Source organism: Methylovorus sp. SPW-M1 (genome assembly GCF_053848825.1).
In genome coordinates this window covers 778,570-799,717 of record NZ_CM132626.1, presented here as the reverse complement: position 1 = coordinate 799,717, position 21,148 = coordinate 778,570, and the positions used below count along the sequence as shown (strand labels likewise).

Annotated in this window: 23 protein-coding genes; 18 read left to right on the top strand and 5 right to left on the bottom strand. The window is 57.4% G+C overall.

Features of this window, described 5'->3' with window-relative positions; genetic code table 11:
* Window positions 1–133: 133 nt before the first annotated feature.
* From ACWWD9_RS03745 to ACWWD9_RS03685, 13 genes are all read left to right on the top strand, one after another.
* Entirely contained in the window at window positions 134–1,420 is a 1,287-nt protein-coding gene (locus tag ACWWD9_RS03745) for an OmpP1/FadL family transporter (protein ID WP_455867772.1), read from the top strand.
* A gap of 84 nt (window positions 1,421–1,504) precedes the next feature.
* Window positions 1,505–1,933 carry a YeeE/YedE family protein gene (locus ACWWD9_RS03740; RefSeq protein WP_455867771.1) on the top strand — a complete coding sequence of 143 codons (429 nt, stop codon included), beginning with the start codon at window positions 1,505–1,507 and terminating at the stop codon, window positions 1,931–1,933.
* Between the two features lie 23 nt (window positions 1,934–1,956).
* Entirely contained in the window at window positions 1,957–2,361 is a 405-nt protein-coding gene (locus ACWWD9_RS03735) for a DUF6691 family protein (RefSeq protein WP_455867770.1), read from the top strand.
* Between the two features lie 119 nt (window positions 2,362–2,480).
* Entirely contained in the window at window positions 2,481–3,848 is a 1,368-nt protein-coding gene (pcnB, locus tag ACWWD9_RS03730; RefSeq protein WP_455867769.1) for a polynucleotide adenylyltransferase PcnB, read from the top strand.
* A complete protein-coding gene (folK, locus tag ACWWD9_RS03725; protein WP_455867768.1) occupies window positions 3,845–4,333 on the top strand; it encodes a 2-amino-4-hydroxy-6-hydroxymethyldihydropteridine diphosphokinase in 489 nt (162 codons plus the stop codon). The genes pcnB and folK overlap by 4 nt, the downstream gene beginning before the upstream one ends.
* 4 nt (window positions 4,334–4,337) lie before the next feature.
* Window positions 4,338–4,985 carry a deoxynucleoside kinase gene (locus ACWWD9_RS03720; RefSeq protein WP_013442890.1) on the top strand — a complete coding sequence of 216 codons (648 nt, stop codon included), beginning with the start codon at window positions 4,338–4,340 and terminating at the stop codon, window positions 4,983–4,985.
* 2 nt (window positions 4,986–4,987) lie between these two features.
* Window positions 4,988–5,800 carry a 3-methyl-2-oxobutanoate hydroxymethyltransferase gene (gene panB, locus ACWWD9_RS03715; RefSeq protein ID WP_455867767.1) on the top strand — a complete coding sequence of 271 codons (813 nt, stop codon included), beginning with the start codon at window positions 4,988–4,990 and terminating at the stop codon, window positions 5,798–5,800.
* Between the two features lie 26 nt (window positions 5,801–5,826).
* Window positions 5,827–6,669 (top strand): pantoate--beta-alanine ligase, encoded by an 843-nt coding sequence (gene panC / locus ACWWD9_RS03710; RefSeq protein ID WP_013442892.1) that lies wholly within the window; start codon window positions 5,827–5,829, stop codon window positions 6,667–6,669.
* A gap of 65 nt (window positions 6,670–6,734) precedes the next feature.
* Window positions 6,735–7,697, top strand: a complete 963-nt coding sequence (locus ACWWD9_RS03705) for an alpha/beta hydrolase (RefSeq protein ID WP_455867766.1) — start codon at window positions 6,735–6,737, stop codon at window positions 7,695–7,697.
* A gap of 150 nt (window positions 7,698–7,847) precedes the next feature.
* A complete protein-coding gene (gene panD / locus ACWWD9_RS03700; RefSeq protein ID WP_015830742.1) occupies window positions 7,848–8,240 on the top strand; it encodes an aspartate 1-decarboxylase in 393 nt (130 codons plus the stop codon).
* Entirely contained in the window at window positions 8,241–8,603 is a 363-nt protein-coding gene (rsfS, locus tag ACWWD9_RS03695; protein WP_455867765.1) for a ribosome silencing factor, read from the top strand.
* Between the two features lie 10 nt (window positions 8,604–8,613).
* Window positions 8,614–9,081 (top strand): 23S rRNA (pseudouridine(1915)-N(3))-methyltransferase RlmH, encoded by a 468-nt coding sequence (gene rlmH, locus ACWWD9_RS03690; RefSeq protein ID WP_455867764.1) that lies wholly within the window; start codon window positions 8,614–8,616, stop codon window positions 9,079–9,081.
* Window positions 9,082–9,095: 14 nt separating this feature from the next.
* Window positions 9,096–10,541, top strand: a complete 1,446-nt coding sequence (locus ACWWD9_RS03685; RefSeq protein ID WP_455867763.1) for a cryptochrome/photolyase family protein — start codon at window positions 9,096–9,098, stop codon at window positions 10,539–10,541.
* Here ACWWD9_RS03685 and ACWWD9_RS03680 read toward each other — a convergent pair.
* Window positions 10,538–11,938 (bottom strand): sugar porter family MFS transporter, encoded by a 1,401-nt coding sequence (locus ACWWD9_RS03680; RefSeq protein ID WP_455867762.1) that lies wholly within the window; start codon window positions 11,936–11,938, stop codon window positions 10,538–10,540. The two genes, ACWWD9_RS03685 and ACWWD9_RS03680, sit on opposite strands and share 4 nt — an antisense overlap.
* 119 nt (window positions 11,939–12,057) lie before the next feature.
* Between ACWWD9_RS03680 and ACWWD9_RS03675 the strand changes: the two genes are divergently transcribed.
* The gene (locus ACWWD9_RS03675) at window positions 12,058–12,372 is read left to right on the top strand and encodes a hypothetical protein (RefSeq protein WP_013442899.1); all 315 of its coding nucleotides are present in this window, start codon (window positions 12,058–12,060) and stop codon (window positions 12,370–12,372) included.
* A gap of 20 nt (window positions 12,373–12,392) precedes the next feature.
* On the opposite strand, the gene ACWWD9_RS03670 is transcribed toward ACWWD9_RS03675, so the two are convergent.
* On the bottom strand, window positions 12,393–13,394 hold the full coding sequence (locus ACWWD9_RS03670; protein WP_455867761.1) for a class 1 fructose-bisphosphatase: 1,002 nt from the start codon (window positions 13,392–13,394) through the stop codon (window positions 12,393–12,395).
* A 232-nt stretch (window positions 13,395–13,626) separates the two neighbouring features.
* Here ACWWD9_RS03670 and ACWWD9_RS03665 point away from each other — a divergent pair, with 232 nt between their 5' ends.
* Window positions 13,627–14,367: an MlaA family lipoprotein gene (locus ACWWD9_RS03665; protein ID WP_013442901.1), complete on the top strand. Its 741-nt coding sequence runs from the start codon at window positions 13,627–13,629 to the stop codon at window positions 14,365–14,367.
* Between the two features lie 95 nt (window positions 14,368–14,462).
* Here ACWWD9_RS03665 and pmbA read toward each other — a convergent pair whose 3' ends face one another.
* Window positions 14,463–15,830, bottom strand: a complete 1,368-nt coding sequence (gene pmbA / locus ACWWD9_RS03660) for a metalloprotease PmbA (RefSeq protein ID WP_455867760.1) — start codon at window positions 15,828–15,830, stop codon at window positions 14,463–14,465.
* A 39-nt stretch (window positions 15,831–15,869) separates the two neighbouring features.
* Between pmbA and yjgA the strand changes: the two genes are divergently transcribed.
* Window positions 15,870–16,433, top strand: a complete 564-nt coding sequence (gene yjgA, locus ACWWD9_RS03655) for a ribosome biogenesis factor YjgA (protein ID WP_013442903.1) — start codon at window positions 15,870–15,872, stop codon at window positions 16,431–16,433.
* 75 nt (window positions 16,434–16,508) lie between these two features.
* Here the strand turns inward: yjgA and ACWWD9_RS03650 are convergent, their stop codons facing one another.
* Together ACWWD9_RS03650 and ACWWD9_RS03645 are read right to left on the bottom strand one after the other, a co-directional pair.
* On the bottom strand, window positions 16,509–18,494 hold the full coding sequence (locus ACWWD9_RS03650) for a site-specific recombinase (RefSeq protein WP_455867759.1): 1,986 nt from the start codon (window positions 18,492–18,494) through the stop codon (window positions 16,509–16,511).
* A gap of 117 nt (window positions 18,495–18,611) precedes the next feature.
* Window positions 18,612–19,388 (bottom strand): PDZ domain-containing protein, encoded by a 777-nt coding sequence (locus ACWWD9_RS03645; RefSeq protein ID WP_015830750.1) that lies wholly within the window; start codon window positions 19,386–19,388, stop codon window positions 18,612–18,614.
* A gap of 98 nt (window positions 19,389–19,486) precedes the next feature.
* Between ACWWD9_RS03645 and mog the strand changes: the two genes are divergently transcribed.
* Both mog and thiL read left to right on the top strand, forming a co-directional pair.
* Window positions 19,487–20,077, top strand: a complete 591-nt coding sequence (gene mog / locus ACWWD9_RS03640) for a molybdopterin adenylyltransferase (RefSeq protein WP_455867758.1) — start codon at window positions 19,487–19,489, stop codon at window positions 20,075–20,077.
* A gap of 11 nt (window positions 20,078–20,088) precedes the next feature.
* Complete coding sequence (thiL, locus tag ACWWD9_RS03635; protein WP_455867757.1) at window positions 20,089–21,045, top strand: thiamine-phosphate kinase; 957 nt, start codon at window positions 20,089–20,091, stop codon at window positions 21,043–21,045.
* Window positions 21,046–21,148 lie beyond the last annotated feature (103 nt).

Genomic DNA, 21,148 nt, shown 5'->3' with positions numbered 1-21,148 from the left:
ACCAGCTAAACACCTGACCTGAATCCCAGGCCAACCAGACCACTGGAGGCTAGTACGCAAGTACTAGCCTCTTTTTTTTCGAGTCGCGCTATCAAAGCCGACCGCACATAACACCAATCAACAGGGAATCATCATGAGCAAATCACATCCGGTATTCCAGGCATTGTCTGCCTCTTCGTCTTCTTTACTATGGCTGGCTCTGGGCACAGCCATTCCCCTCCAGGCCCACGCCACCGATGGCTATTTTTCCCATGGCTATGGCGTCAAGGCACAAGGCGCGGGCGGCGTCGGCATTGCATTGCCGCAAGACACCTTGAGCATCGCCGCCAACCCGGCAGGCCTAGCAGCCATTGGCAATCGCCTGGACATCGGCGCCACCTGGTTCAGACCGGTACGCGATGCTGAAATCGAGGGCAGCCCATCTCCCATCAATGGCAAGTACGACGGTAATGACACCAAGAACTTTCTGATCCCGGAGTTTGGTTACAGCAAGCAGCTGAGTGACACCACCACCGTCGGTGTCGCCCTGTATGGCAATGGCGGCATGAACACCGACTACAAAAATGGCTTTCCCCTGTTTAACAACACCGGCAGCCGGGTAGGGGTCAACTTCATTCAGGCCTTCGTCACGCCCACCATTGCCTGGAAACTGAGTCCGACCCAATCCGTGGGCATCGGCCTCAATCTGGCATATCAGCGTTTTGAAGCCAAGGGCCTGCAAAGCTTTGCCAATAGCTCCTTTTCATCATCGCCGGACCATGTCACCAATAAAGGCGCAGACAGCTCCTACGGCGCAGGCCTGCATCTTGGCTGGCAAGGCAAGATCAACGACCAGGTGACCCTGGGTGCGCATTACCAGACACGCACCTACATGACCAGGTTTGATCGCTACAAAGGCCTGTTTGCCGAACAGGGCGATTTTGATATTCCCGCCAACTTTGGCGTGGGCATTGCCGTCAAGGCCACCCCTGCGCTCACGCTGGCGGGCGACATCCAGCGCATACGTTATAGCGAGGTCGATGCGGTCGGCGCCAGCATCGCCAACTTCTTTACCGCGCAACTAGGCACGGATAACGGCGCAGGCTTTGGCTGGAAAGATGCCACCGTCTTCAAGCTGGGTGCGCTGTATGCCTACAGCGAACAACTGACCCTGCGCGCCGGGTATAACCATGTCAATCAACCCATCCCCAGCAGCCAGACCTTGTTCAATACGCTGGCCCCGGCAGTGGTGGAAGACCATGTCTCCCTCGGTGCCACCTGGAAATTTGCCAATAGCAGCGAGCTGTCATTCAGCTATACCCATGCCTTTGAAAACGAGATCAAGGGTAGCGGCTCCATCCCTGCCGCGTTTGGGGGTGGCGACGTCAACCTCAAGATGTACCAGGATTCACTGGGCGTTGCTTACAGCTGGGCACTGTAAAAAGCATGAACAAGGTGTGCGGACAGATGGCGTGCTTTGGCCTAGAATAGCCGCCATCCGCCGTCCCTTTATTTAGGAACCCTCATGATAGCCTGGGCAAACTTCACCCCTGTCCCCGCCTTTGTTGGCGGCTTGCTGATTGGCGTGGCCGCCGCCATGCTGATCCTCCTCAACGGCCGCATTGCCGGGGTAAGCGGCATATTGGGCCGCCTGCTGCAAGGCTGGGGCAAGGAAAGCACCTGGTCCCTGCTATTTGTATTGGGCCTGGTGTTGGCGCCATGGTTTTATAGCCTGGCAGCCCCACTGCCGGAAGCCCAGATAGAAGCTGGACATGCCCGCCTCATCATCGCCGGCTTGCTGGTCGGCATAGGCACACGCCTGGCTTCGGGCTGCACCAGCGGGCATGGCGTATGCGGCCTTTCGCGGCTGTCATTGCGCTCCCTGGCGGCGACCATTACCTTCATGCTGGCAGGCATCGTCACTGTGTCTGTCGTTCGCCACCTGCTGGCATAAGCTTCCCTGACTGGACAACCACCATGCGCTTATTGACCGCGTTTGTTTCCGGCCTGATCTTCGGACTGGGCCTCATCATTTCCGGCATGACCAACCCAGCCAAGGTCATCGGCTTTCTGGATATTTTCGGCCATTGGGACCCTTCGCTCGGCCTGGTGATGGGCGGTGCCATCCTGGTCGGCGTGTTTGCCTTTGCTTATGCCAAATCGCGCAAAACCAGCTTATTAGGCAATACCATGCAGCTGCCTACGAATCAGGATATTGATAAAAAGCTCTTGGGCGGCAGTCTGCTGTTCGGTATTGGCTGGGGGCTGGCTGGCTACTGCCCCGGCCCAGCCATTGCCAGCCTGCTGAGCGATTACACCCAGCCCCTGATTTTCACCGCTGCCATGCTGGGCGGCATGTGGGTCAGCAGCAAACTCTCCTGACCGTCTTCCTTCCGGCCATGTCGGCGCGCAGGAATTCGCCTGCGCTGCCAACATATCCGCAACACCTTAGGCTATAATCGCATCATTTAGCGCTTCTGGACCTCAGGCTAAACTTCATAATGATCAGAAAACTGCTGCAACGCGTTTTTAAAGGCTCACCTTCTTCCCCAAAAGCTGGCACGCGTACCGCTAAAACCAGCGGTTCCGTCAATCGCATTCCGGTCAAGACGCATAAAATCAACCGCAAACTGCTGAGTACAGGGGCTATCAAAACCACCGAAGGCCTGCAAAAAGCCGGGTTTGAGGCATTCATCGTCGGCGGCGCCGTGCGCGATCTGCTGCTGAAAAAGCGCCCCAAGGATTTTGATGTCGCGACCAATGCCACGCCCGAGCAGGTAAACCGCGTGTTCCGTCGCTCGCGCATCATTGGTCGGCGCTTTCGCCTCGTGCATGTCCTGTTTGGCGATGAAACGGTGGAAGTATCCACCTTCCGCGGCAGCCACCTGAATGACGATGGCGATGCCAAGATTGCCGACAGCGGCCGCATTCTGCGCGATAACGTATTCGGCAGCCAGGAAGACGATGCCCTGCGGCGCGACTTTACCGCCAACGCCTTGTATTACGATCCATCCAGCGAAGATGTGCTGGACTTTCACCAAGGTTACGAAGATATCCAGGCAGGCATCCTGCGCATGATAGGTGACCCGGTCACGCGCTACCGCGAAGACCCGGTGCGCATGCTGCGCGCTATCCGCCTGTCGGCCAAGCTCGGCCTCAAGCTGGATAAAGCCACCGAAGCGCCTATCCCCAAATTGGCTGACGAACTGCAGGAAGTCCCTGCTTCGCGCCTGTTTGATGAAATGCTCAAGCTGTTCCTTTCCGGCCATGCCATGGAAAGCGTCAAGGCCTTGCGTCAGCATGGGCTGCATCATGGCTTGCTGCCGCTGCTCGATGTCGTACTGGAACAGCCCATGGGCGAGCGCTTTGTCACCCTGGCACTGAAAAATACCGATGAGCGCGTGCTGCAGGACAAGCCAGTGTCGCCCAGCTTCCTGTTTGCCACACTGCTCTGGCATGAGGTTCTCACCGCCTGGCAGCAATATCAGGACAATGGCGAGCGCCCTATTCCTGCGCTGCATCTCGCCATGCATGAGGTGTGCGACATTCAGGCGGAGAAACTCGCCATACACAAGCGCTACAGCACCACCATGAAGGAAATCTGGGGCATGCAGCCGCGCTTTGAGCAACGTTCGGGCAAGCGTCCCTACGCATTGCTGGAGCATCCACGTTACCGTGCCGCTTATGACTTCCTGCTGTTGCGCTGCGAGTCAGGCGAGTTGCCCATGGAACTGGGCCAATGGTGGACTGACTTTGCCAATACCGATGGCGAACAGCGCAGCGCCATGCTGCAGCCCGCCACCGCCGAACCCAAGAAACGTCGCCGCCGTTCACGCAAAAAACCGGCGGCCAAACCTGAAGCGGCATGAGTCGCGCCTTTGTAGCACTGGGCAGCAACCTCAAGGATCCGCAAACGCAGGTGAGTTCGGCGCTAACCGCGCTGAACACCTTGCCGGAGACGCAGGTGGTTCGCCCTTCATCGCTTTATCGCACCGCGCCTGTGGGTTACGACAACCAGCCTGATTTCATCAACGCGGTTGCCGAGGTAAACACCACGCTGACGCCGATTGCCCTGCTGCGCGCCCTGCTGGCACTGGAAAACCTGTACGGACGCGAGCGGCCTTTCCCCAATGCGCCGCGCGTGCTGGACCTCGATCTGCTGCTATATGAAGATGTGCAGATGCAGACCACCGAGCTGACGCTGCCGCATCCGCGCATGCATGAACGTGGCTTTGTCATGCTGCCGCTGGCCGAGATTGCGCCTGAGCTCAGAATCGGGCAATACGGCACGGCCAGCGAGCTGGCTAAAGCTTGCGGCGATCAGGGCGTTATCAAAGTAAAGGCTGAAGGTTAGCACCATGAGTTTGATCGACAAATTTCCCTATATCGTCATCGAAGGCCCGATAGGCAGCGGCAAAACCACGCTTGCGCGCAAGCTGGCAGATAAATTCTCCGTCAATTTGCTGTTGGAAAATGCCGAGAGCAATCCCTTCCTGCCGCGGTTTTATCTGGATGCGCCACGCTACGCCTTGCCTACGCAGCTATTCTTTCTATTTCAGCGTTGCGAGCAAATCCGCGACCTGAGCCAGCGCGACCTCTTTGGCAAAGCCACCATCGCCGATTTCTTTCTGGAAAAAGACCCGCTGTTTGCCCGCATGAACCTGGATGACGAAGAGTTTGCGCTCTATCGCCAGATCTACCAGCACCTGCAAGTGCAGGTATCGACGCCTGATCTGGTGATCTACTTGCAAACCCCCGTCGATGCGCTGGCCGAACGCGTCAACCAGCGCAATATCAGCTATGAGCAGGAGATTCCGCGCGAATACCTGAAGCGGCTGGCCGATGCCTACAGCGAATTTTTCCACCAGTACGATGCCGCGCCCGTGCTCATCGTCAATAATGAAAATCTCGACATCACCAAGCGCGAAGGCGCGCTGGACCTGCTGATCGAGCGCACCTTGCAGATGCGCGGCCGTCGCGAGTTTTTCAACCCCAACCTGGAATAGGCGTGACCGTACACGATTTACAGACCATGGCAGCGCGCGGCGAAAAAATCGCTATGCTGACCTGCTATGACGCGAGCTTTGCCAAGCTGATGGAAGCCGCTGGGGTGGATGTGCTGCTGGTCGGCGATTCACTGGGCATGGTATTGCAAGGCGCCACCGATACCCTGAGCGTGAGCATGCAGGATATGGTCTACCACACCCGCAGCGTAGCTGCCGGTAGCCGCCACACCCTGATCATGACCGACATGCCATATGGCAGCTATGAAGCTAGCCCCGAGGAAGCGCTTGATAACGCGCATCAATTGATCGCTGCTGGCGCCCATATCGTCAAGATCGAAGGCGGCGGCCACATGGTGGCGACAGCCCGCCATCTGGTCGCGCATGGCATACCGGTGTGTGCGCATCTGGGCTTCACCCCGCAATCGGTCAAGCAGCTGGGTGGCTACAAGATTCAAGGCAAAACCGAGGATAGCGCCAGCCAGATCACGGCGGATGCCGAAGCCATGAGCGCAGCAGGTGTATGCCTGGTATTGATGGAAATGGTGCCCGCCGCGCTGGCTGCCGAGATCACGCGTCGCATTGCCGCGCCCACCATCGGCATAGGCGCGGGTGTCGACTGTAGCGGGCAGGTGCTGGTGATTCAGGATCTGCTGGGCATTTACACCGGACCGGCTGACAAAGACCCGGCCAGCTTCAAATCGCCGCGTTTCGTGCGCAATTTTCTGCAGGAAAGCACCAGCATTCAGGAAGCCGTTAGCCGTTACGTGCAGGCGGTCAAATCCGGCGAATTCCCCTCCGTGGCCCACGCTTACTAAGCCTGGCCATTCTCCATCGAGCGTTTATGGACATCCTACACAGCGTTACCGAACTCCGCGCCCGCCTCGCTGGCGAAACCCGCATCAGCTTTGTGCCCACCATGGGCAATCTGCATGATGGGCACATCCATCTGGTCAATCTGGCGCGCCAACATGGCGACTGTGTGGTCGTCAGTATTTTCGTCAATCCGCTGCAGTTTGGCCCCAACGAAGACCTGGATAACTACCCGCGCACGCTGGAGCAGGATTGCGCCCGTCTGCAAGCGGCTGGGGCCGATGTGGTGTTCGCGCCCTCGGTCAGCGAGATGTACCCCACCGCGCAAACCATGACCATCAGCGCCCCGCCTATCGCCGACAGCCTCTGTGGTGCCAGCCGCCCCGGCCATTTTTCCGGTGTCGCCACCGTGGTGATGAAGCTCTTTAACCTGGTACAGCCGCAAGTCGCCATATTCGGTAAAAAGGATTACCAGCAGCTCAGCGTCATTCGCGAGCTGGTGCAGCAATTCAATCTGCCAATCAGCATCATCGGCGGCGAAACCGTGCGCGAGGCCGATGGCCTGGCCATGAGCTCACGCAATGGCTACCTCAGCCCGGCGCAACGGCAAGAAGCCAAGCGCCTGCATGCCGCTCTGCAGCTGGTGAAGCAGGCGATCCAGAAAGGCAACCATGATTACCCAGCCATCTGCGAACAGACGCGCCAGTATTTGACGCAGCTCGGCTGGATCGTTGATTATATTGAGGTGCGTGCTGCATCTACCCTGCAGCCTGCTACCGCCAAGGATACCCAGCTGGTCGCGCTGGCCGCGGCCCGCCTGGGCAAAACGCGGCTGATCGACAATCTGGAATTTGACGCAAGCCACCAGGCTTGATGTATCGCAACCAGCCGCTGCCAAAGCGGGCTGGTCGCGCTAACCCTCTCACCCGGGAGCTCACCATGCGTTTGCTGGCATTGGTTTTAAGCAGTCTGCTCTTGCTCAGCCATATGGCGGAGGCAGGCCCCCTGCGCGACCTGATCAACAAGCGCGCCGATGCCCGCAGCAGCGAGATGGAAGAGGAAGATGCCGCGGACAGCAGCACAGCGCTTCCTGCAGGCGTAAAGCTACTGGCCGACATTGCCTACGGCCCGGACAAGCTGCAAAAAATGGATGTGTATCTGCCGCCGCCATCCGCGCAGGCGCCCACTGCTCAAGCCCCGATCATTGTCATGGTGCACGGCGGCGCCTGGCGCATAGGCGACAAAACCCACAGCAAGGTAGTCACGAATAAAATAGCCCGCTGGGTTCCCAAAGGCATCATCCTCGTCTCGCTCAACTACCGCATGCTGCCAGACACTGCGCCCCTGGCACAGGCCGAAGATGTCGCCCTCGCCCTCTCGGTGATCCAGCAAAAAGCGCCCGGCTGGAAAGGTGATTCCGGCCAGCTCATCCTGATGGGGCACTCCGCCGGTGCGCACCTGGTGAGCCTGCTTTCATCCCAGCCGTCCATCGCTACCGCCTTCGGTGCCAAACCCTGGCTGGCGACCATCTCACTGGATAGCGCCGCACTGGATGTCCCCACCATCATGCAGCGCCGTCACCCACGTTTTTATGACCAGGCCTTTGGCAAGGACGCCAACTACTGGCGTGCCACATCCCCGCTGCAGCAGCTCACCCAGCAGTCACTTCCCCTGCTCGCCGTATGCTCCACCCAGCGCCGGGACAACCCCTGCGAACAGGCCTATGGCTATCAGCGCCGGGCGCAGGAACTCGGGGTGCGCGTTGAGGTGCTGGAGCAGAATCTCAACCATGGCGAGATCAATGGTCAACTAGGCCTGGAAAACCCCTATACCAGGCGCGTGGAAAAATTTATATCCGCGCAATCCGCAGGCCTGTCTGAAAAACTGGGCAGCAAGCCCTAGCCCTCCTGCAAGGCGGCATCCGCGCCATTCATGATGCGGCGATCATGAGGGGAAAGGCCGCGTTTGTCGGCGCCGCGCTAAAAACTTCGTTTATTCAGCGTGTTGTTTACCTTATAATGATCGGCCGAATTGAACAAACCCAGACCAACCATGCAAAGAACCATGCTCAAATCCAAATTGCACCGTGTGCGCGTGACGCACTCGGAGCTGGACTATGAGGGCTCCTGTGCGATTGACGAGGCATTGCTCGACGCCGCCGATATTCGCGAGTACCAGCAGATCGACATTTACAACGTCAACAATGGCGAGCGCTTCACCACCTATGCCATTCGTGCCGAGCGCAACTCGGGCGTGATCTCGGTCAATGGCGCAGCTGCACGCAAGGCAAGCCCTGGCGATTTGCTGATCATTGCGACCTATGCCACGTACAGCGAAGTTGAGCTGGAAAAATTCAAGCCCCAGCTGGTGTATGTTGATGCGCAAAACCGCATCAAGGACCAGCGTCAGGCAATCCCCGTACAAGTATCTTCACAGGCCGCCTGAATGTTAGAACTAGAAGCAATGAAACTGGCCGTCATCGACGCGCTGGAAGATATCAAAGCCTTTGATATCACCGTGATGGACGTGCGCAAGCTGACCTCCATGACCAACTACATGATCGTCGCCAGCGCCAATTCCACGCGTCAGGCCAAAGCGATTGCCGATAACGTGCGTGAAAAGCTGCGCGAAAAAGGCGTGCCACTGCGCGGTACCGAAGGCGAAAAAGAAGGCGAATGGGTGCTGGTTGATCTGGACGATATCGTCGTTCACATCATGATCCCGACCGCCCGCGCCTACTACAATCTGGAACAGCTCTGGGGCGAAACCGAGAGCCGTCGTTCCGCCTCCCAGGCCAGCAACGCCTGAGTCTTTCCCCTTGAAACTGCGTATTCTCTCGGTCGGCCACAAAATGCCCGACTGGGTTGAAACAGCCTGCAGTGAATACCTGAAGCGCATGCCGCGCGAAGCAATTGTCGAGATTGTTGAAATCAAGCCGGACAAACGCGCCTCTGGCAAAAATGCCGAGGTAGTGCAGGAAGCGGAAGCCAAGCGCATTCTGGAAGCGGCGGGCAAGGACTATCTGATCGCCCTCGATGAGCGCGGGCAGGAAGTGACCACGGTGCAGCTGGCTGCGCGCATGGAAACCTGGCTGACCAGCGGGCGGGATATTGCCCTGGTCATTGGCGGCGCCGACGGTTTGCATGCCAGCGTCAAATCACGTGCCGACTGGTTGTGGGGCTTGTCCAAGCTCACCCTGCCTCATGGCATGGTGCGCGTATTGCTGGCCGAGCAACTTTATCGCGCCTGGACAGTCATTCAGCATCATCCTTACCACCGCGAATAGCGGGCACTCTCCTTATGACAACCTCGTCCTACGCCTTGGTCTGGTTTCGCCGCGACTTGCGCGACTTTGACCATGCCGCGCTCTTCCATGCCCTGAAAGCGCATACGCATGTCTATTGCGCCTTTGTGTTTGATACCGACATTCTGGATGCCCTGCCAGACCGCGCCGACCGCCGGGTTGAGTTTGTCTGGGAAAGCGTGCGTGAGTTGCAACAGGCACTGCGATCACAAGGTGGGGATCTTATTGTGCTGCATGCCTGTGCCAAAGAAGCCATCCCGGCACTGGCCGTTAAACTCAAGGCCAGCGCGGTTTACAGCAATCGCGACTATGAGCCTGATGCCGTCGCGCGCGATGTCGAGGTAGCAGCCAAGCTCGCCAGCCACGATATTGCGTTTCATCAGTACAAGGATCAGGTGATTTTTGAGCAGGATGAAGTGCTGACGCAGGCAGGCAAACCTTATGGCGTATTCACCCCCTACAAAAATTCACACCTGAAAAAGCTCAATGACTTTTATCTGCAAGCCTATCCGGTAGATCGCTATCGTCAGCACCTGGCCGCTGCTGACAAAACGGAGATGCCGATCCTGGAATCCATGGGCTTTGCCCGCACCAATCTGGGGGAGATGAAATTACCCACCGGCATGTCCGGCGGCCAGCAGCTGTTTGCGGAATTTCAGGAGCGCATGGCCCGCTACAAGGACGCGCGGGATTTTCCTGCGGTCAAAGGCCCGTCTTATCTATCGGTGCATTTGCGCTTTGGTACGGTGTCCATCCGCCATCTGGCGCGCACCGCCTGGCAACAACACAATGCGGGGGCAGAAACCTGGCTGAATGAACTGATCTGGCGTGATTTTTACTTCCAGGTATTGCATCACCATCCACAGGTAGCCGCTGGCCGGGCTTTCAAGCTGGAATTTGATGCGATTGCCTTCCCCAACCAGCAGGCACTGTTCGATGCCTGGTGCGAAGGCCGCACCGGTTATCCGCTAGTGGATGCCGCCATGCGCCAGCTCAACCAGACCGGCTATATGCACAATCGTCTGCGTATGGTCACCGCCAGCTTTCTGGTCAAGGATCTGCTGATCGACTGGCGCTGGGGCGAACGTTATTTTGCCGAACGATTGATTGACTTTGATCTTGCTGCGAATAATGGCGGCTGGCAGTGGGCGGCCTCGACCGGCTGCGATGCCCAGCCCTGGTTCCGCATTTTCAACCCCGTCACGCAATCCGAAAAATTTGATGCGCAGGGCAAATTCATCCGCAAATATGTACCGGAATTGGCAGCCTGCCATGAGAAGGAAATTCACGCGCCGTGGTTGATGCCACCCTTGCGCCAGCAGAGTCTGGGCTTGGTCATCGGCAAAGATTATCCGGCGCCTGTGGTAGAGCACAGCGTGCAGCGCGAAAAAGCGCTGGCTCTTTACAAAAACGCCTCTGCCACCCAAGCGCCTGAGCGTTAATCGCCCAGCGAGCGCAAGGCCTTGCCACTGAAGAGATTGCGCTCGATGCGCTCCAGCGATACGCCACGCGTTTCCGGCACCAGCAGCAGGGTCAGCAAAATAAACAGCAGATTGCATCCGGCGTAGAACCAGAAGGTATGGGCACTGCCCAGCACATTCAGCATGGTCAGGAAAGTCGCACCAACCACCATATTGGCAATCCAGTTGGTGAAGGTGGACACGGCAATACCAAAATCACGGCCGCGCAAGGGCTGTATCTCGGAACACAATACCCAGACCAGGGGACCGGCAGACATGGCAAAGCCAGTGATAAAGATCAGCAGCATCGCCACCGCCGCCATCTGCTGCGCCTGACTATCAATGCCGATATGCATCAGCAGGCCCAGCACGCCTATGCCCAGGCCCATGGTCAAAAAGCCGACATAAAGCACCGGTTTGCGGCCCCAGCGGTCCACCAGCGCAATGGCAATAAAAGTGGCCAGCACATTGGTCAGCCCCACAATCACCGTGCCCCACATCTGGGCCACCGGATCGTTAAAACCCGCCAGGTCAAAAATGCGCGGCGCGTAGTACATGACCACATTCATGCCGGTCAGTTGCTGCATGATCTGCAACAGCATGCCGAGATACACGGCCCGGCGCACGTGCCGATTGGCAAAGAACAAGCCCCAGCCCTGCTGTTTTTGCGCGAGCTGCTGGCGGATTTCATCCAGCTCGTGTTCAACCTCGGTGTCATTGACGCGCAACTGCTGCAAGATACGGCGGGCATGCGCTTCACGCCCGCGCAACATGAGCCAGCGCGGACTACGCGGCAGCAATAAAACCCCGAAAAAGAGAATCACGGCCGGGATGGCAATAATGCCCAGCATCCAGCGCCATGCGCCGCTGTAACTGAAGAGGGTATTGGAAAGAAAGGCCAGCAGAATGCCGAGCGTGATCATTAATTGATAAAGCGAGATCATGGAACCGCGCACTTTGCCGGGCGCGATTTCGGACAAATACAAAGGCGCGGTAAACGAGGCGATACCCACCGCCAGCCCCAGCAGCACGCGCGCCAGTATCAGGGGCACCGGCCCCCAGGCGAGCGCGCATAACAACGAGCCCACCACAAACAGCAATGCGCCCAGCAACAGGGAATATTTGCGCCCAAGTCGATAGGATAACCAGCCCGCTGCCAATGCGCCGAAGGCGGCGCCAAACATCATGGAACTGACGATCCACTCTTGTACCTGATCAGGCACATCAAACTCGCGGGCAATAAACGGCAGCGCACCGGAAATCACCCCGATATCGAGTCCGAACAACAAACCCGCCAGGGCACCTAGCAGGCCGGTCATGAACACCTTGCGCCTTACCTGCGTGGCATGACGGCTGGTAGCAGAGAGTATTTCGCTCACACAACAACTCCTGTGCCGGGATGATGCCGCATGTTAGCATGGGCTGCGTCAAAAGCTTCTGAACAAAGCGCGCTTTCCATAGTCATTCAGACAACATTCGTAAACCTACAGGAGTCTTTATGTCACACAATCAAGCCGCCATTGAAGCCATTGCCGACCGTTTTACCGAACTGGTGCAGCAAGCCTTTGATAACGCCTATGAAGTCAACGATACCGACACCACCTTCAGCGAGTTTGTGGAAGAGCTGTTCGAAAACATTGAACAGGTATTCTCTGAACATGTCGCCACCGAGGTGCTGCAATTTACCGACAAAGAAGTCGAAAGCTATAACGGCGGCAGCGGCCTTTATCTGGATGACATTCAACCTCTGCTAGATGATGATGAAGACGACGAAGAAGTCGAGGATGATTACGACGACGAGACCGAGCACTAAATCGTGCGCCGGTGCTTTTGTTACTCGGCGCTGAAATAATCCTGCACACGCTCAACCTCATTGCGCGAGCCCAGAATCACCGACACGCGCTGGTGCAAGGCATGCGGCACAAGCTCCAGTAAACGCTGGCTGCCTGTGCTGGCCAAGCCACCAGCCTGCTCCACCAGCATCGCCATGGGGTTGGCTTCATAAAGCAACCGTAACCTGCCGCCCTGTGCGGCATTTTTATTATCCATGGGGTACATGAAAATACCGCCGCGCAACAGAATACGGTGGACCTCGGCCACCATGGAGGCCACCCAGCGCATATTGAAATCCACACCGCGTGGCCCGCTGGCACCCTGCACGCACTCATCTACATAGCGCTTGATGGCGGGCGGCCAGTGCCGCTGGTTGGACATATTGATCGCAAATTCGCGGCTATCATCAGGTATCCGCATTTGCGGATGCGTCAGCATGAATTCGCCCGTGCCATGATCCAGCGTAAACCCATCCACCCCACTCCCCGTCGTGATCACCAGCATGGTAGAAGAACCATACAAGGCATAGCCCGCGCATACCTGCTGCACACCGGGCTGCAAAAAGTCTGCCAGTTGCGGCTGGACGACGCCTTCCGGGCAACGCAATACCGAAAAAATGGAGCCCACTGAAATATTGACGTTCACATTGGATGAGCCATCCAGGGGATCAAACAGCAATAAATATCGGCCATGCACTCCCTCCGGCATCAGGTATGGATCGTCCATCTCTTCGGAGGCCATGCCAGCCAGCAATCCACTTGCCTGATTACTTTCCAGGAAAATCGTGTTGGAAATCACATCCAGCGCCTTTTGTACTTCACCCTGTACATTCTGGCTGCCGAGGTCACCCATGGTGCCCAGCAAGGCGCCTTGATTGACCGCCTGTGCCACGCGTTTGCAGCTGGTGACAATATCGTTAAGTATCAGCGTCAGTTCACCGGTCGCCCCGGCATGCTGCTGCTGGGCGCGCGTCAGGTAGTGTTGTATGGTCATCAATGACATGCGACAAGGTTCCTTGAATAGACAATCATGAGCGGCACTCACCAGCAAAAAGCATCACCCGGCGTGCAGTGACCATTCTCGTCACCAGTGTCAGATTTTCGCAACTGAATCTCTGGTGAAGCACAGCAAAAAAGTGGACAATGCACAGGCCGTCGGTTAAAGTCCGATGTGGTTTCCGGCCTGGGCCGGTCGTCCAACGCAATAATATCAATCATACAGTTTGGAACAACGCATGCGCACCAAATCATATGCCGTCATTGCCAGCCTCGTCTTGGCCTCCCTGTTATCAGGCTGTGCCTCGCAAGCCAACAAAGACCCGCTCGAAGGCCTCAATCGTGGCGTTTACAAATTCAATGACACCGCTGACAAAGCCGTCATCAAGCCAATCGCAGGGGCATACAAGGCCGTGATGCCATCTCCCGTGCGCTCTGGCGTAAGCAACTTCTTCAACAACCTGGGTACCTTTGTATCCGTGATCAACAATCTGTTGCAGTTCAAGATTGATAATGCCATGAGCGAAGCTGGCCGCTTCGTCATCAACAGCACCTTCGGTATTGCTGGTCTGATTGATGTAGCATCCAAAGACGGTATTGAGCGTCACCCTGAAGACTTCGGTCAAACCTTGGGTTACTGGGGTGTAGGCAATGGCGCCTATCTGGTGCTGCCTTTCCTCGGCCCAAGCACACTGCGCGACACTGGCGGTCTGGTCGTCGACACCGTGGCCTTTGATCCGATCAGCTACGTAGACAATCCACGCACACGTAACCAGGCTCGTCTGCTGAACCTGATCGACAAGCGTTCACAATATCTGCCAGCGAGTGACTTGCTGGACGATGCAGCACTGGACCCATACGCCTTCATGCGTGATGCCTACCTGCAACGTCGTGCCAACCAGATCAATGATCACGTCACCGCAACCGATGACGACGATGATGATCTGCCACAGCCTAACGTGAATGGCGACAAGAAATAAGTCAGACCTGATCTGACCCAGCAAAAAGCCCGGCATGCCGGGCTTTTTGTTTATCTGGATACTTGCTTCCCTGCTTGCGGGCAGGCACCCTGCGCTTAATCCCCCGCCACCGTCATCTGCTCAATCAGGATAGAGCCAACCTGCTTGGAGCCCTGCACCAGCACATCATTACCAATGGCCACAATCTGCATGAACATATCGCGCAGATTGCCGGCAATGGTGATTTCTTCTACCGGGTGAACAATCACACCATTCTCCACCCAGAAACCGGCAGCGCCACGTGAGTAATCACCGGTCACCATATTGATGCCGTGCCCCAGCAGTTCGGTCACCAGCAAACCGGTACCCATTTGACGCAGCAAACCATTCAGATCTTCGGCAGGCTTGCCTTGCTGGCTCACCAGCAGATTATGGTTGCCACCGGCATTACCTGTGGTTTGCATGCCTAATTTGCGCGCGGAATAACTGGAAAGCACATAGCCCTGCAGCACACCGTTTTCCACCAGCATGCGGGACTTTGTGGCAACGCCTTCGTTATCAAACGGGGCACTGGCGAGTGCGCCGCGAATATGCGGCTGCTCGCTGATATTCACAATGGATGACATCACCGGCTTGCCGAGAGAATCCAGCAGAAACGATGACTTGCGATACAGACTGCCGCCAGAAACAGCACTGATCAGATGTGAAATCAGGCCGGATGCCAGCGAGGCATCAAACAGCACCGGCACCTGGGCGGTCTTGATGCGGCGGCAGCCCAGGCGACGCACGGTGCGTTCCCCTGCCAGTTGGCCAATGTTTTTCGGGCTATCGAGCCAATCTGCGTTGCGGGCCGTGCTGTACCAGTAATCACGCTGCATGGCATCGGCTTCTTCGGCGATCACCGAGCAACTGATGCTGTGCCGTGAACTCAGGTAGCCACCGGAAAATCCATGGCTATTGGCATAGGAAAACAGGCCTTCATAGGTAGAGACAGAAGCGCCTTCCGAATTGGTAATACGCTTATCCACCGCGCGCGCCGCATCTTCACATTCGGTAGCCAAACGCACGGCATCATCCACCGAAATCGTCCAGGGATGATGCAAATCCAGATCCGGCACGTCGCGCGCCATCAGCGCCGCGTCAGCCAGACCACAAAACTCGTCTTTAGCGGTGTAGCGGGCGATATTGCAGGCTGCCGCCACGGTATCCTGCAAAGCTTGCGGATTCAGGTCCGAGGTACTGGCATGGCCTTTTTGCTGGCCAAAATACACGGTGACCGACATGCCTTTATCGCGGTTGTACTCAATGGTTTCCGTCTCACCCATGCGTACGGACACATTCTGCCCGACACCAAAACTGACTTCAGCCTCAGCGGCACTGGCGCCAGCGCTTTTGGCCAGTGCCAATACGCGCGCGCTCATCTCGCGCAGATCATCCAGCGTATGACTGAATCCGGTGGTTGGGGCAACGTGGGTTACGCTCACATTAAGTCTCTTGGGGAAAAACTGCTATCATACCCCAGCATGAAACCTAATGAGACAAACAACGCCGCCGAGGCGGATATCGAAGACAGCCCGCTCAGCAAGACCAAGCGCAAAGCGGCCATGGATGCACTGCAGGATCTGGGCGTGACGCTGGTCGGCCTGCCCAAGGAAAGACTGGCCAAGCTGGACCTGCCAGAAGCGCTGAATGATGCGATACGGGAAGCCAAGCGCATTACCGCCAATGGCGCGATCCGTCGCCAGATGCAATACATCGGCCGCCTGATGCGCAATGTGGATACCGCCCCCATCATCGACCAGCTGCAACGCTGGGAGGGCAAGCACAACGCCGAAACTGCCTACTTTCACCAGCTTGAGCGCTGGCGCACTCGCCTGATCGAAGAAGAAGCCGCGCTGCAAGACTTCATGTCGCATTTCCCGGCGGTGGATATCCAGCAGTTGCGCACGCTGATACGCAATGCCCGCCGTGAAGCCGCGGCTAACAAACCGCCGAAAAGCAGTCGCGAACTCTTCAAACTGCTGCGTGAAGTCACCGCGCCCGGCGCAGCGCCTGAGGAAGAACCCGAAGACGAAGCGGAAGAGTGACGAGCCAGCATACCCAGGCTCCACATCGCCGCATAAAAAAAGCCCGCTTGAACCAGCGGGCTTTTTTACATGGCCTTAATGCCCATGACCAGATTCCGTCTCCGGCTCACTCCTTGGCGGTGGCAGGAAAAACTTGCCGGGCTCATTGTTCAAGCGCTTGAGCAAGGTCACCAGAAAGCGGCGCCATTGCACAAAGCTCACCTTGCGCGACTTCATCGCCACATACAGCGCCAGACTGAAACTCACCAGCAGATTGACCGTGCCGATCAGCAACACGCTCACGGCGGCAATGACAGCCAGTTGCCAGGTAATATTGAAATCGAGGGCGGTAAACGAGAAGCCGACAAACGCGGATGAAAAGGCAATATGCCGGATATCAATCGGCAGGCCCAGCAAGACGCCCAGACCTGACATGCCGCCCAACAGGCAACCGAAGTAAAAGTTACCCGCCAGCGCCCCCAGGTTGTTTTCCACATACTTCGCCACGCGTTCCAATCGCGCAGGCCCCAGCAACACCCGCAACCAGCCGAGGGCTTTCAGGCGTTGCGGGATCTTGTTATAGATCGCAAGATTGTCGTGATAGCCCGCAATCAGCCCAGAGAGGAACAGGCAAACCCCGGCGATACCGGCGTAAATCAGCGCGCCGCTGTGCCAGGGGTGAATATCCGCCAGCAATTTGTGCGCTTTCTCCGGCGGAATAAAATGACTGCCGGTGAGGGTATAGATCGCCCAGCCAATCAGCATCGCCACCGGCACGGCGAGTGACACATTGCCGATAATGGCAATGGTCTGGCTGCGTATGGTTTGCGCGATGATATTCACCAGATTATCCATCTCCCGGCTCTTGCCATCACTGGCATCAATACTGGCGGCAATAGCGGCGGCGGTCATCGCGGGCTGCTTGGTCGCCACCGTAAAGTGCAGGATATGAATGATGACAAAGCCCAGCCCGTAATTGAGGCTGAACAGGATGGCCTCGGTCAGCGGGGCATAATGTTTGCCCGCGGTGATGATCTTCAGCATCGCCATAAAAGCGATGATAATGCCCGCCCCCATGGCCGAGCGCATCAGGCCATAGTATTCGCGGCGATTGTTGGTGATGTAATGCTCGCCGGTGCGGCTGGCATTTTCGGTCACGCGCAGGGCCAGCAGCTCCATGTTCTCGCGCCAGTGCTTGCGCACATCATTTTTGTGGCACTCGGCAGAGACCAGCTCTTTCAACAGATGCACAAACTCAAGGTTCGCGCTCTCCCCGGCGCGCTGGCTGGCAATAATGCGTAACAGGCGCTCCAGGCGGCGTATCTGCTGCGTCATGCGTTGCAGCAAAAAGGTCAGATGAATGCTGGTCCCGGTTTGCGAACTATTGCGTCGTATCTTGCCGATCACTTCACCGCACTGATCCAGCATGACCAGAATATGCCGTATGTCGTTTTTGTCATCCTCGGGCGCTTCAAGAAAATTGCCCAGCTCCACATTCTGGATGATAAAGGGCGAGGCATGGTTTTCCAGCTCAGGATGACTGCGTATCAGCTCAGGCTCCAGGCCAGAGGCTGACAGGCGATAGGACAGTACCTGCACGGCATCTAGCAGGCCGCGTTTGCAGGCTTCCAGCAGGCGCGTATCCGCTTCGTCAAACCGCATGGCTTCCAGCAGTTGCAGCCAGACCTCGTCGGGCACGGCAATGACCCACAGCTCATCCTGCCGGCGCCGGAAAATCTGCCCGAAAACATCTTTCACATATTGCGGGTCTACGGCTTCCGGCAATAATTTATGGCCCACGCGCCGGAACATTTCAGTAAAAAATCCGCTGCTGGGCTGAATGCCCGCATCCACATACAGCGAGACCGGGCGACGGCCGCCCAGCAAGCCCAGCACGGCTTCATGCAAGGCCTGGGCAAGCACAGGTTCGCGATTCAGCACATGACATAGCGCCTGGATGGCATGCGCAGCATGGTCGCGGTGGTCGCCACGTGCCGGCCGTATCTGATCCACCAGATCGGCCAGCAGACGCACAGGCTCGCTTTTGTGTTGCAGGTAGTCGTGGAGGATTTTATCCATCATGGCTTATTGCTTTTGTTATGGGGTTAGCTGGATTGTAAGCATGCACGAACGTGCCTGCCAATGGGAATAAAAAGCGAAACACGTCCGGCACACAGCGGATGTGCCGGACGGAAAACACTACTGGGGACGCTGATTCAGGGTGATCATGGCTTTGCCCGGGCTGCCGCTGCGGCGGAAATCCACCTCGACGGTTTTACCAGCATACTGCCTGGCGGCGCGGGTCAGGGACTCCGGCTTGTCGAGGTTGACTTCCCCCAGACGGGTCAGCACATCACCATCCACCAGCCCGGCCTTGTCAGCAGGCGACTGCTTCACTACCGCCACCACCGGCAAACCAGGCTGATCTGGCGCCACCGGGCCATTCACATGCACACCGATTAATGGCGGGGCCAGCTTTACCCAGTACGAGGCAAAGTAATGATAGCGCTGCTTGGCTTCGTCCACGGGCGCGGGGGCATCGCCTGCCGCTTTCGGTTCTGCAGCTGCTGCTTTTTGGGCTGCAGCCTGCTGGCGCAATTGCTGCAACTTCATGCTGGCAGGCGTGCTGCCAGTCAGCTGGGTATAAACCAGCACCAGATCCGCCTTCACCTGCTTGGCCTGCTGGGTCGCCAGCTCTGGCGCCACGTCACCGGATTCAAAGCTGGAATAGCCCAGCATGTCATAGCCCTGCTCCAGCATGCGCTTGTAATCGTCCTCTTTTTTATCGCCCAGGTAGAGCTTGGGGCCATTCGGATCTGGTGCCAGCAGCGTCGCGGGCTGCGGATGGCTGACATAGGTCTCGGTATAGGGGTTGCCATTGCTGGCACGGGTATTATCCACCGGCACCGGTTGCGGCTTCTGGCTGGCACAGCCCACCAGCGCAACGGCTAGCAACAGGCTCGTGATGTAATGCATGGTGACTCTCCTCGGAGGTTCAGCCGAAAGCACATGTCGGCTGATGTTATGATAATGGCATTCTTGATTTTGTTATTACGATTGCGTAGACAACCACTATGTCAGAACAATTCCTTACTGTCGGCTTAGTTTCCGTGAGTGATCGCGCCTCCGCTGGCGTGTATGAAGACAAAGGCATCCCCAGTCTCAAGGCATGGCTGGACAATGTACTCCTTACCCCTTGGCAGGCGGTGGCACGCATCATCCCCGATGAGCAAGCCGAGATTGAAGCAACCCTGCGCGATCTGGTCGACCATGAAGGCTGCGACCTGGTGCTCACCACCGGCGGCACTGGCCCGGCGCTGCGCGATGTGACGCCTGAAGCCACCCTGGCTATCGCCGACAAGGAAATGCCGGGCTTCGGCGAGCAGATGCGGCAAATCAGCCTGCATTTTGTGCCCACCGCCATTCTTTCGCGCCAGGTAGCCGTTATCCGCAAGCAGAGTCTGATCATCAACCTGCCCGGCCAGCCCAAAGCCATACAGGAAACTCTGGAAGGCCTGAAAGACGCCGATGGCAAGACCGTGGTGCCCGGCATTTTTGCCGCCGTGCCTTATTGCCTGGACCTGATCGGTGCGCCGTATATCGAAACCAGAGAAAGCATCGTCAAGGCGTTTCGCCCCAAATCCGCCATCAAACCGCAAGCCTGAACACCCGCTGCATGACACCTGAATTCGACCTGATCGCCCGCTACTTTACGCGCCCACAGTTGCACACCGAGCTGGGCATAGGCGACGATGCCGCCCTGATCGCCGTGCCTTTAGGCCATCAACTCGCCATATCCGCCGACATGCTGGTCGCGGGCACGCATTTCTTTGCAGATGCCGCCCCTTACGGCATAGGCTGGAAATCGCTGGCCGTCAACATCTCGGACATGGCCGCCATGGGGGCGGAAGCCCGCTGGGCCACGCTGGCTATCGCCCTGCCAGAGATCAAGGAGGCCTGGCTGGCTGAATTCAGTCGCGGCTTTTTTGATTGCGCAGACCGTTTTGGCGTATCGCTGATAGGCGGTGACACCACGCGCGGCCCGCTCACCATCAGCGTACAAATCATGGGTATCGTACCGCAGCAGCAGGCCCTTACCCGTAGCGGCGCCAAGGCAGGCGATGACATCTGGGTCTCAGGCCCACTCGGCACTGCCGCATTGGCACTCGCCGCCATGCAAGGCCACTACCCGCTGACAGCCGATGCGCTGGCCGAATGCAGCGTGGCGCTACATCAACCACAGCCTCGCGCAGCACTCGGGCTGGCATTGCGCCAGCTAGCTCACAGCGCCATTGATATTTCCGATGGTTTGCTGGCCGATCTCGGCCATATTCTGCAAGCATCGCAGCTGGGGGCGGATATCCGGTTTGCCGATATTCCCCTCTCACCCATCACCCGCCAGCATATTGCAGACAACGCGGTGCAATCCTTTGTGCTCGGCGGCGGTGATGATTATGAGCTCTGCTTTACCGCGCCATCCGCCAAGCGTGAACAGATTGCCACGCTAGGCAGGCAGCTAGGCTTGAGCCTGGGCGTGATTGGCCAGACGAGAGCGCAGGCAGGTGTGGATGTTTACGATGCAGACAACACGCGTCTGGAGATCAAAAAAGCAGGCTTTGATCACTTCGCATGACTCCATTTCCATAACAAATCAACACCTTGTGTTTGATATATTCTTTTAGAGCAAGATTAGTGCATTAGGGCTATACCCGTAAATTTCAGACAGGCATACGATC

Bases quoted from the DNA above. Each gene is read 5' to 3' on its own strand.
- rsfS (WP_455867765.1), top strand. From the start codon at position 8,241: ATGTTAGAACTAGAAGCAATGAAACTGGCCGTCATCGACGCGCTGGAA.
- ACWWD9_RS03735 (WP_455867770.1), top strand. From the start codon at position 1,957: ATGCGCTTATTGACCGCGTTTGTTTCCGGCCTGATCTTCGGACTGGGC.
- ACWWD9_RS03645 (WP_015830750.1), bottom strand. From the start codon at position 19,388: ATGCATTACATCACGAGCCTGTTGCTAGCCGTTGCGCTGGTGGGCTGT.
- ACWWD9_RS03705 (WP_455867766.1), top strand. From the start codon at position 6,735: ATGCGTTTGCTGGCATTGGTTTTAAGCAGTCTGCTCTTGCTCAGCCAT.
- ACWWD9_RS03650 (WP_455867759.1), bottom strand. From the start codon at position 18,494: ATGATGGATAAAATCCTCCACGACTACCTGCAACACAAAAGCGAGCCT.
- pcnB (WP_455867769.1), top strand. From the start codon at position 2,481: ATGATCAGAAAACTGCTGCAACGCGTTTTTAAAGGCTCACCTTCTTCC.
- ACWWD9_RS03665 (WP_013442901.1), top strand. From the start codon at position 13,627: ATGCGCACCAAATCATATGCCGTCATTGCCAGCCTCGTCTTGGCCTCC.
- ACWWD9_RS03670 (WP_455867761.1), bottom strand. From the start codon at position 13,394: ATGTCATTGATGACCATACAACACTACCTGACGCGCGCCCAGCAGCAG.
- ACWWD9_RS03745 (WP_455867772.1), top strand. From the start codon at position 134: ATGAGCAAATCACATCCGGTATTCCAGGCATTGTCTGCCTCTTCGTCT.
- yjgA (WP_013442903.1), top strand. From the start codon at position 15,870: ATGAAACCTAATGAGACAAACAACGCCGCCGAGGCGGATATCGAAGAC.
- ACWWD9_RS03720 (WP_013442890.1), top strand. From the start codon at position 4,338: ATGAGTTTGATCGACAAATTTCCCTATATCGTCATCGAAGGCCCGATA.
- ACWWD9_RS03740 (WP_455867771.1), top strand. From the start codon at position 1,505: ATGATAGCCTGGGCAAACTTCACCCCTGTCCCCGCCTTTGTTGGCGGC.
- ACWWD9_RS03675 (WP_013442899.1), top strand. From the start codon at position 12,058: ATGTCACACAATCAAGCCGCCATTGAAGCCATTGCCGACCGTTTTACC.
- thiL (WP_455867757.1), top strand. From the start codon at position 20,089: ATGACACCTGAATTCGACCTGATCGCCCGCTACTTTACGCGCCCACAG.
- panC (WP_013442892.1), top strand. From the start codon at position 5,827: ATGGACATCCTACACAGCGTTACCGAACTCCGCGCCCGCCTCGCTGGC.
- mog (WP_455867758.1), top strand. From the start codon at position 19,487: ATGTCAGAACAATTCCTTACTGTCGGCTTAGTTTCCGTGAGTGATCGC.
- panD (WP_015830742.1), top strand. From the start codon at position 7,848: ATGCAAAGAACCATGCTCAAATCCAAATTGCACCGTGTGCGCGTGACG.
- folK (WP_455867768.1), top strand. From the start codon at position 3,845: ATGAGTCGCGCCTTTGTAGCACTGGGCAGCAACCTCAAGGATCCGCAA.
- ACWWD9_RS03685 (WP_455867763.1), top strand. From the start codon at position 9,096: ATGACAACCTCGTCCTACGCCTTGGTCTGGTTTCGCCGCGACTTGCGC.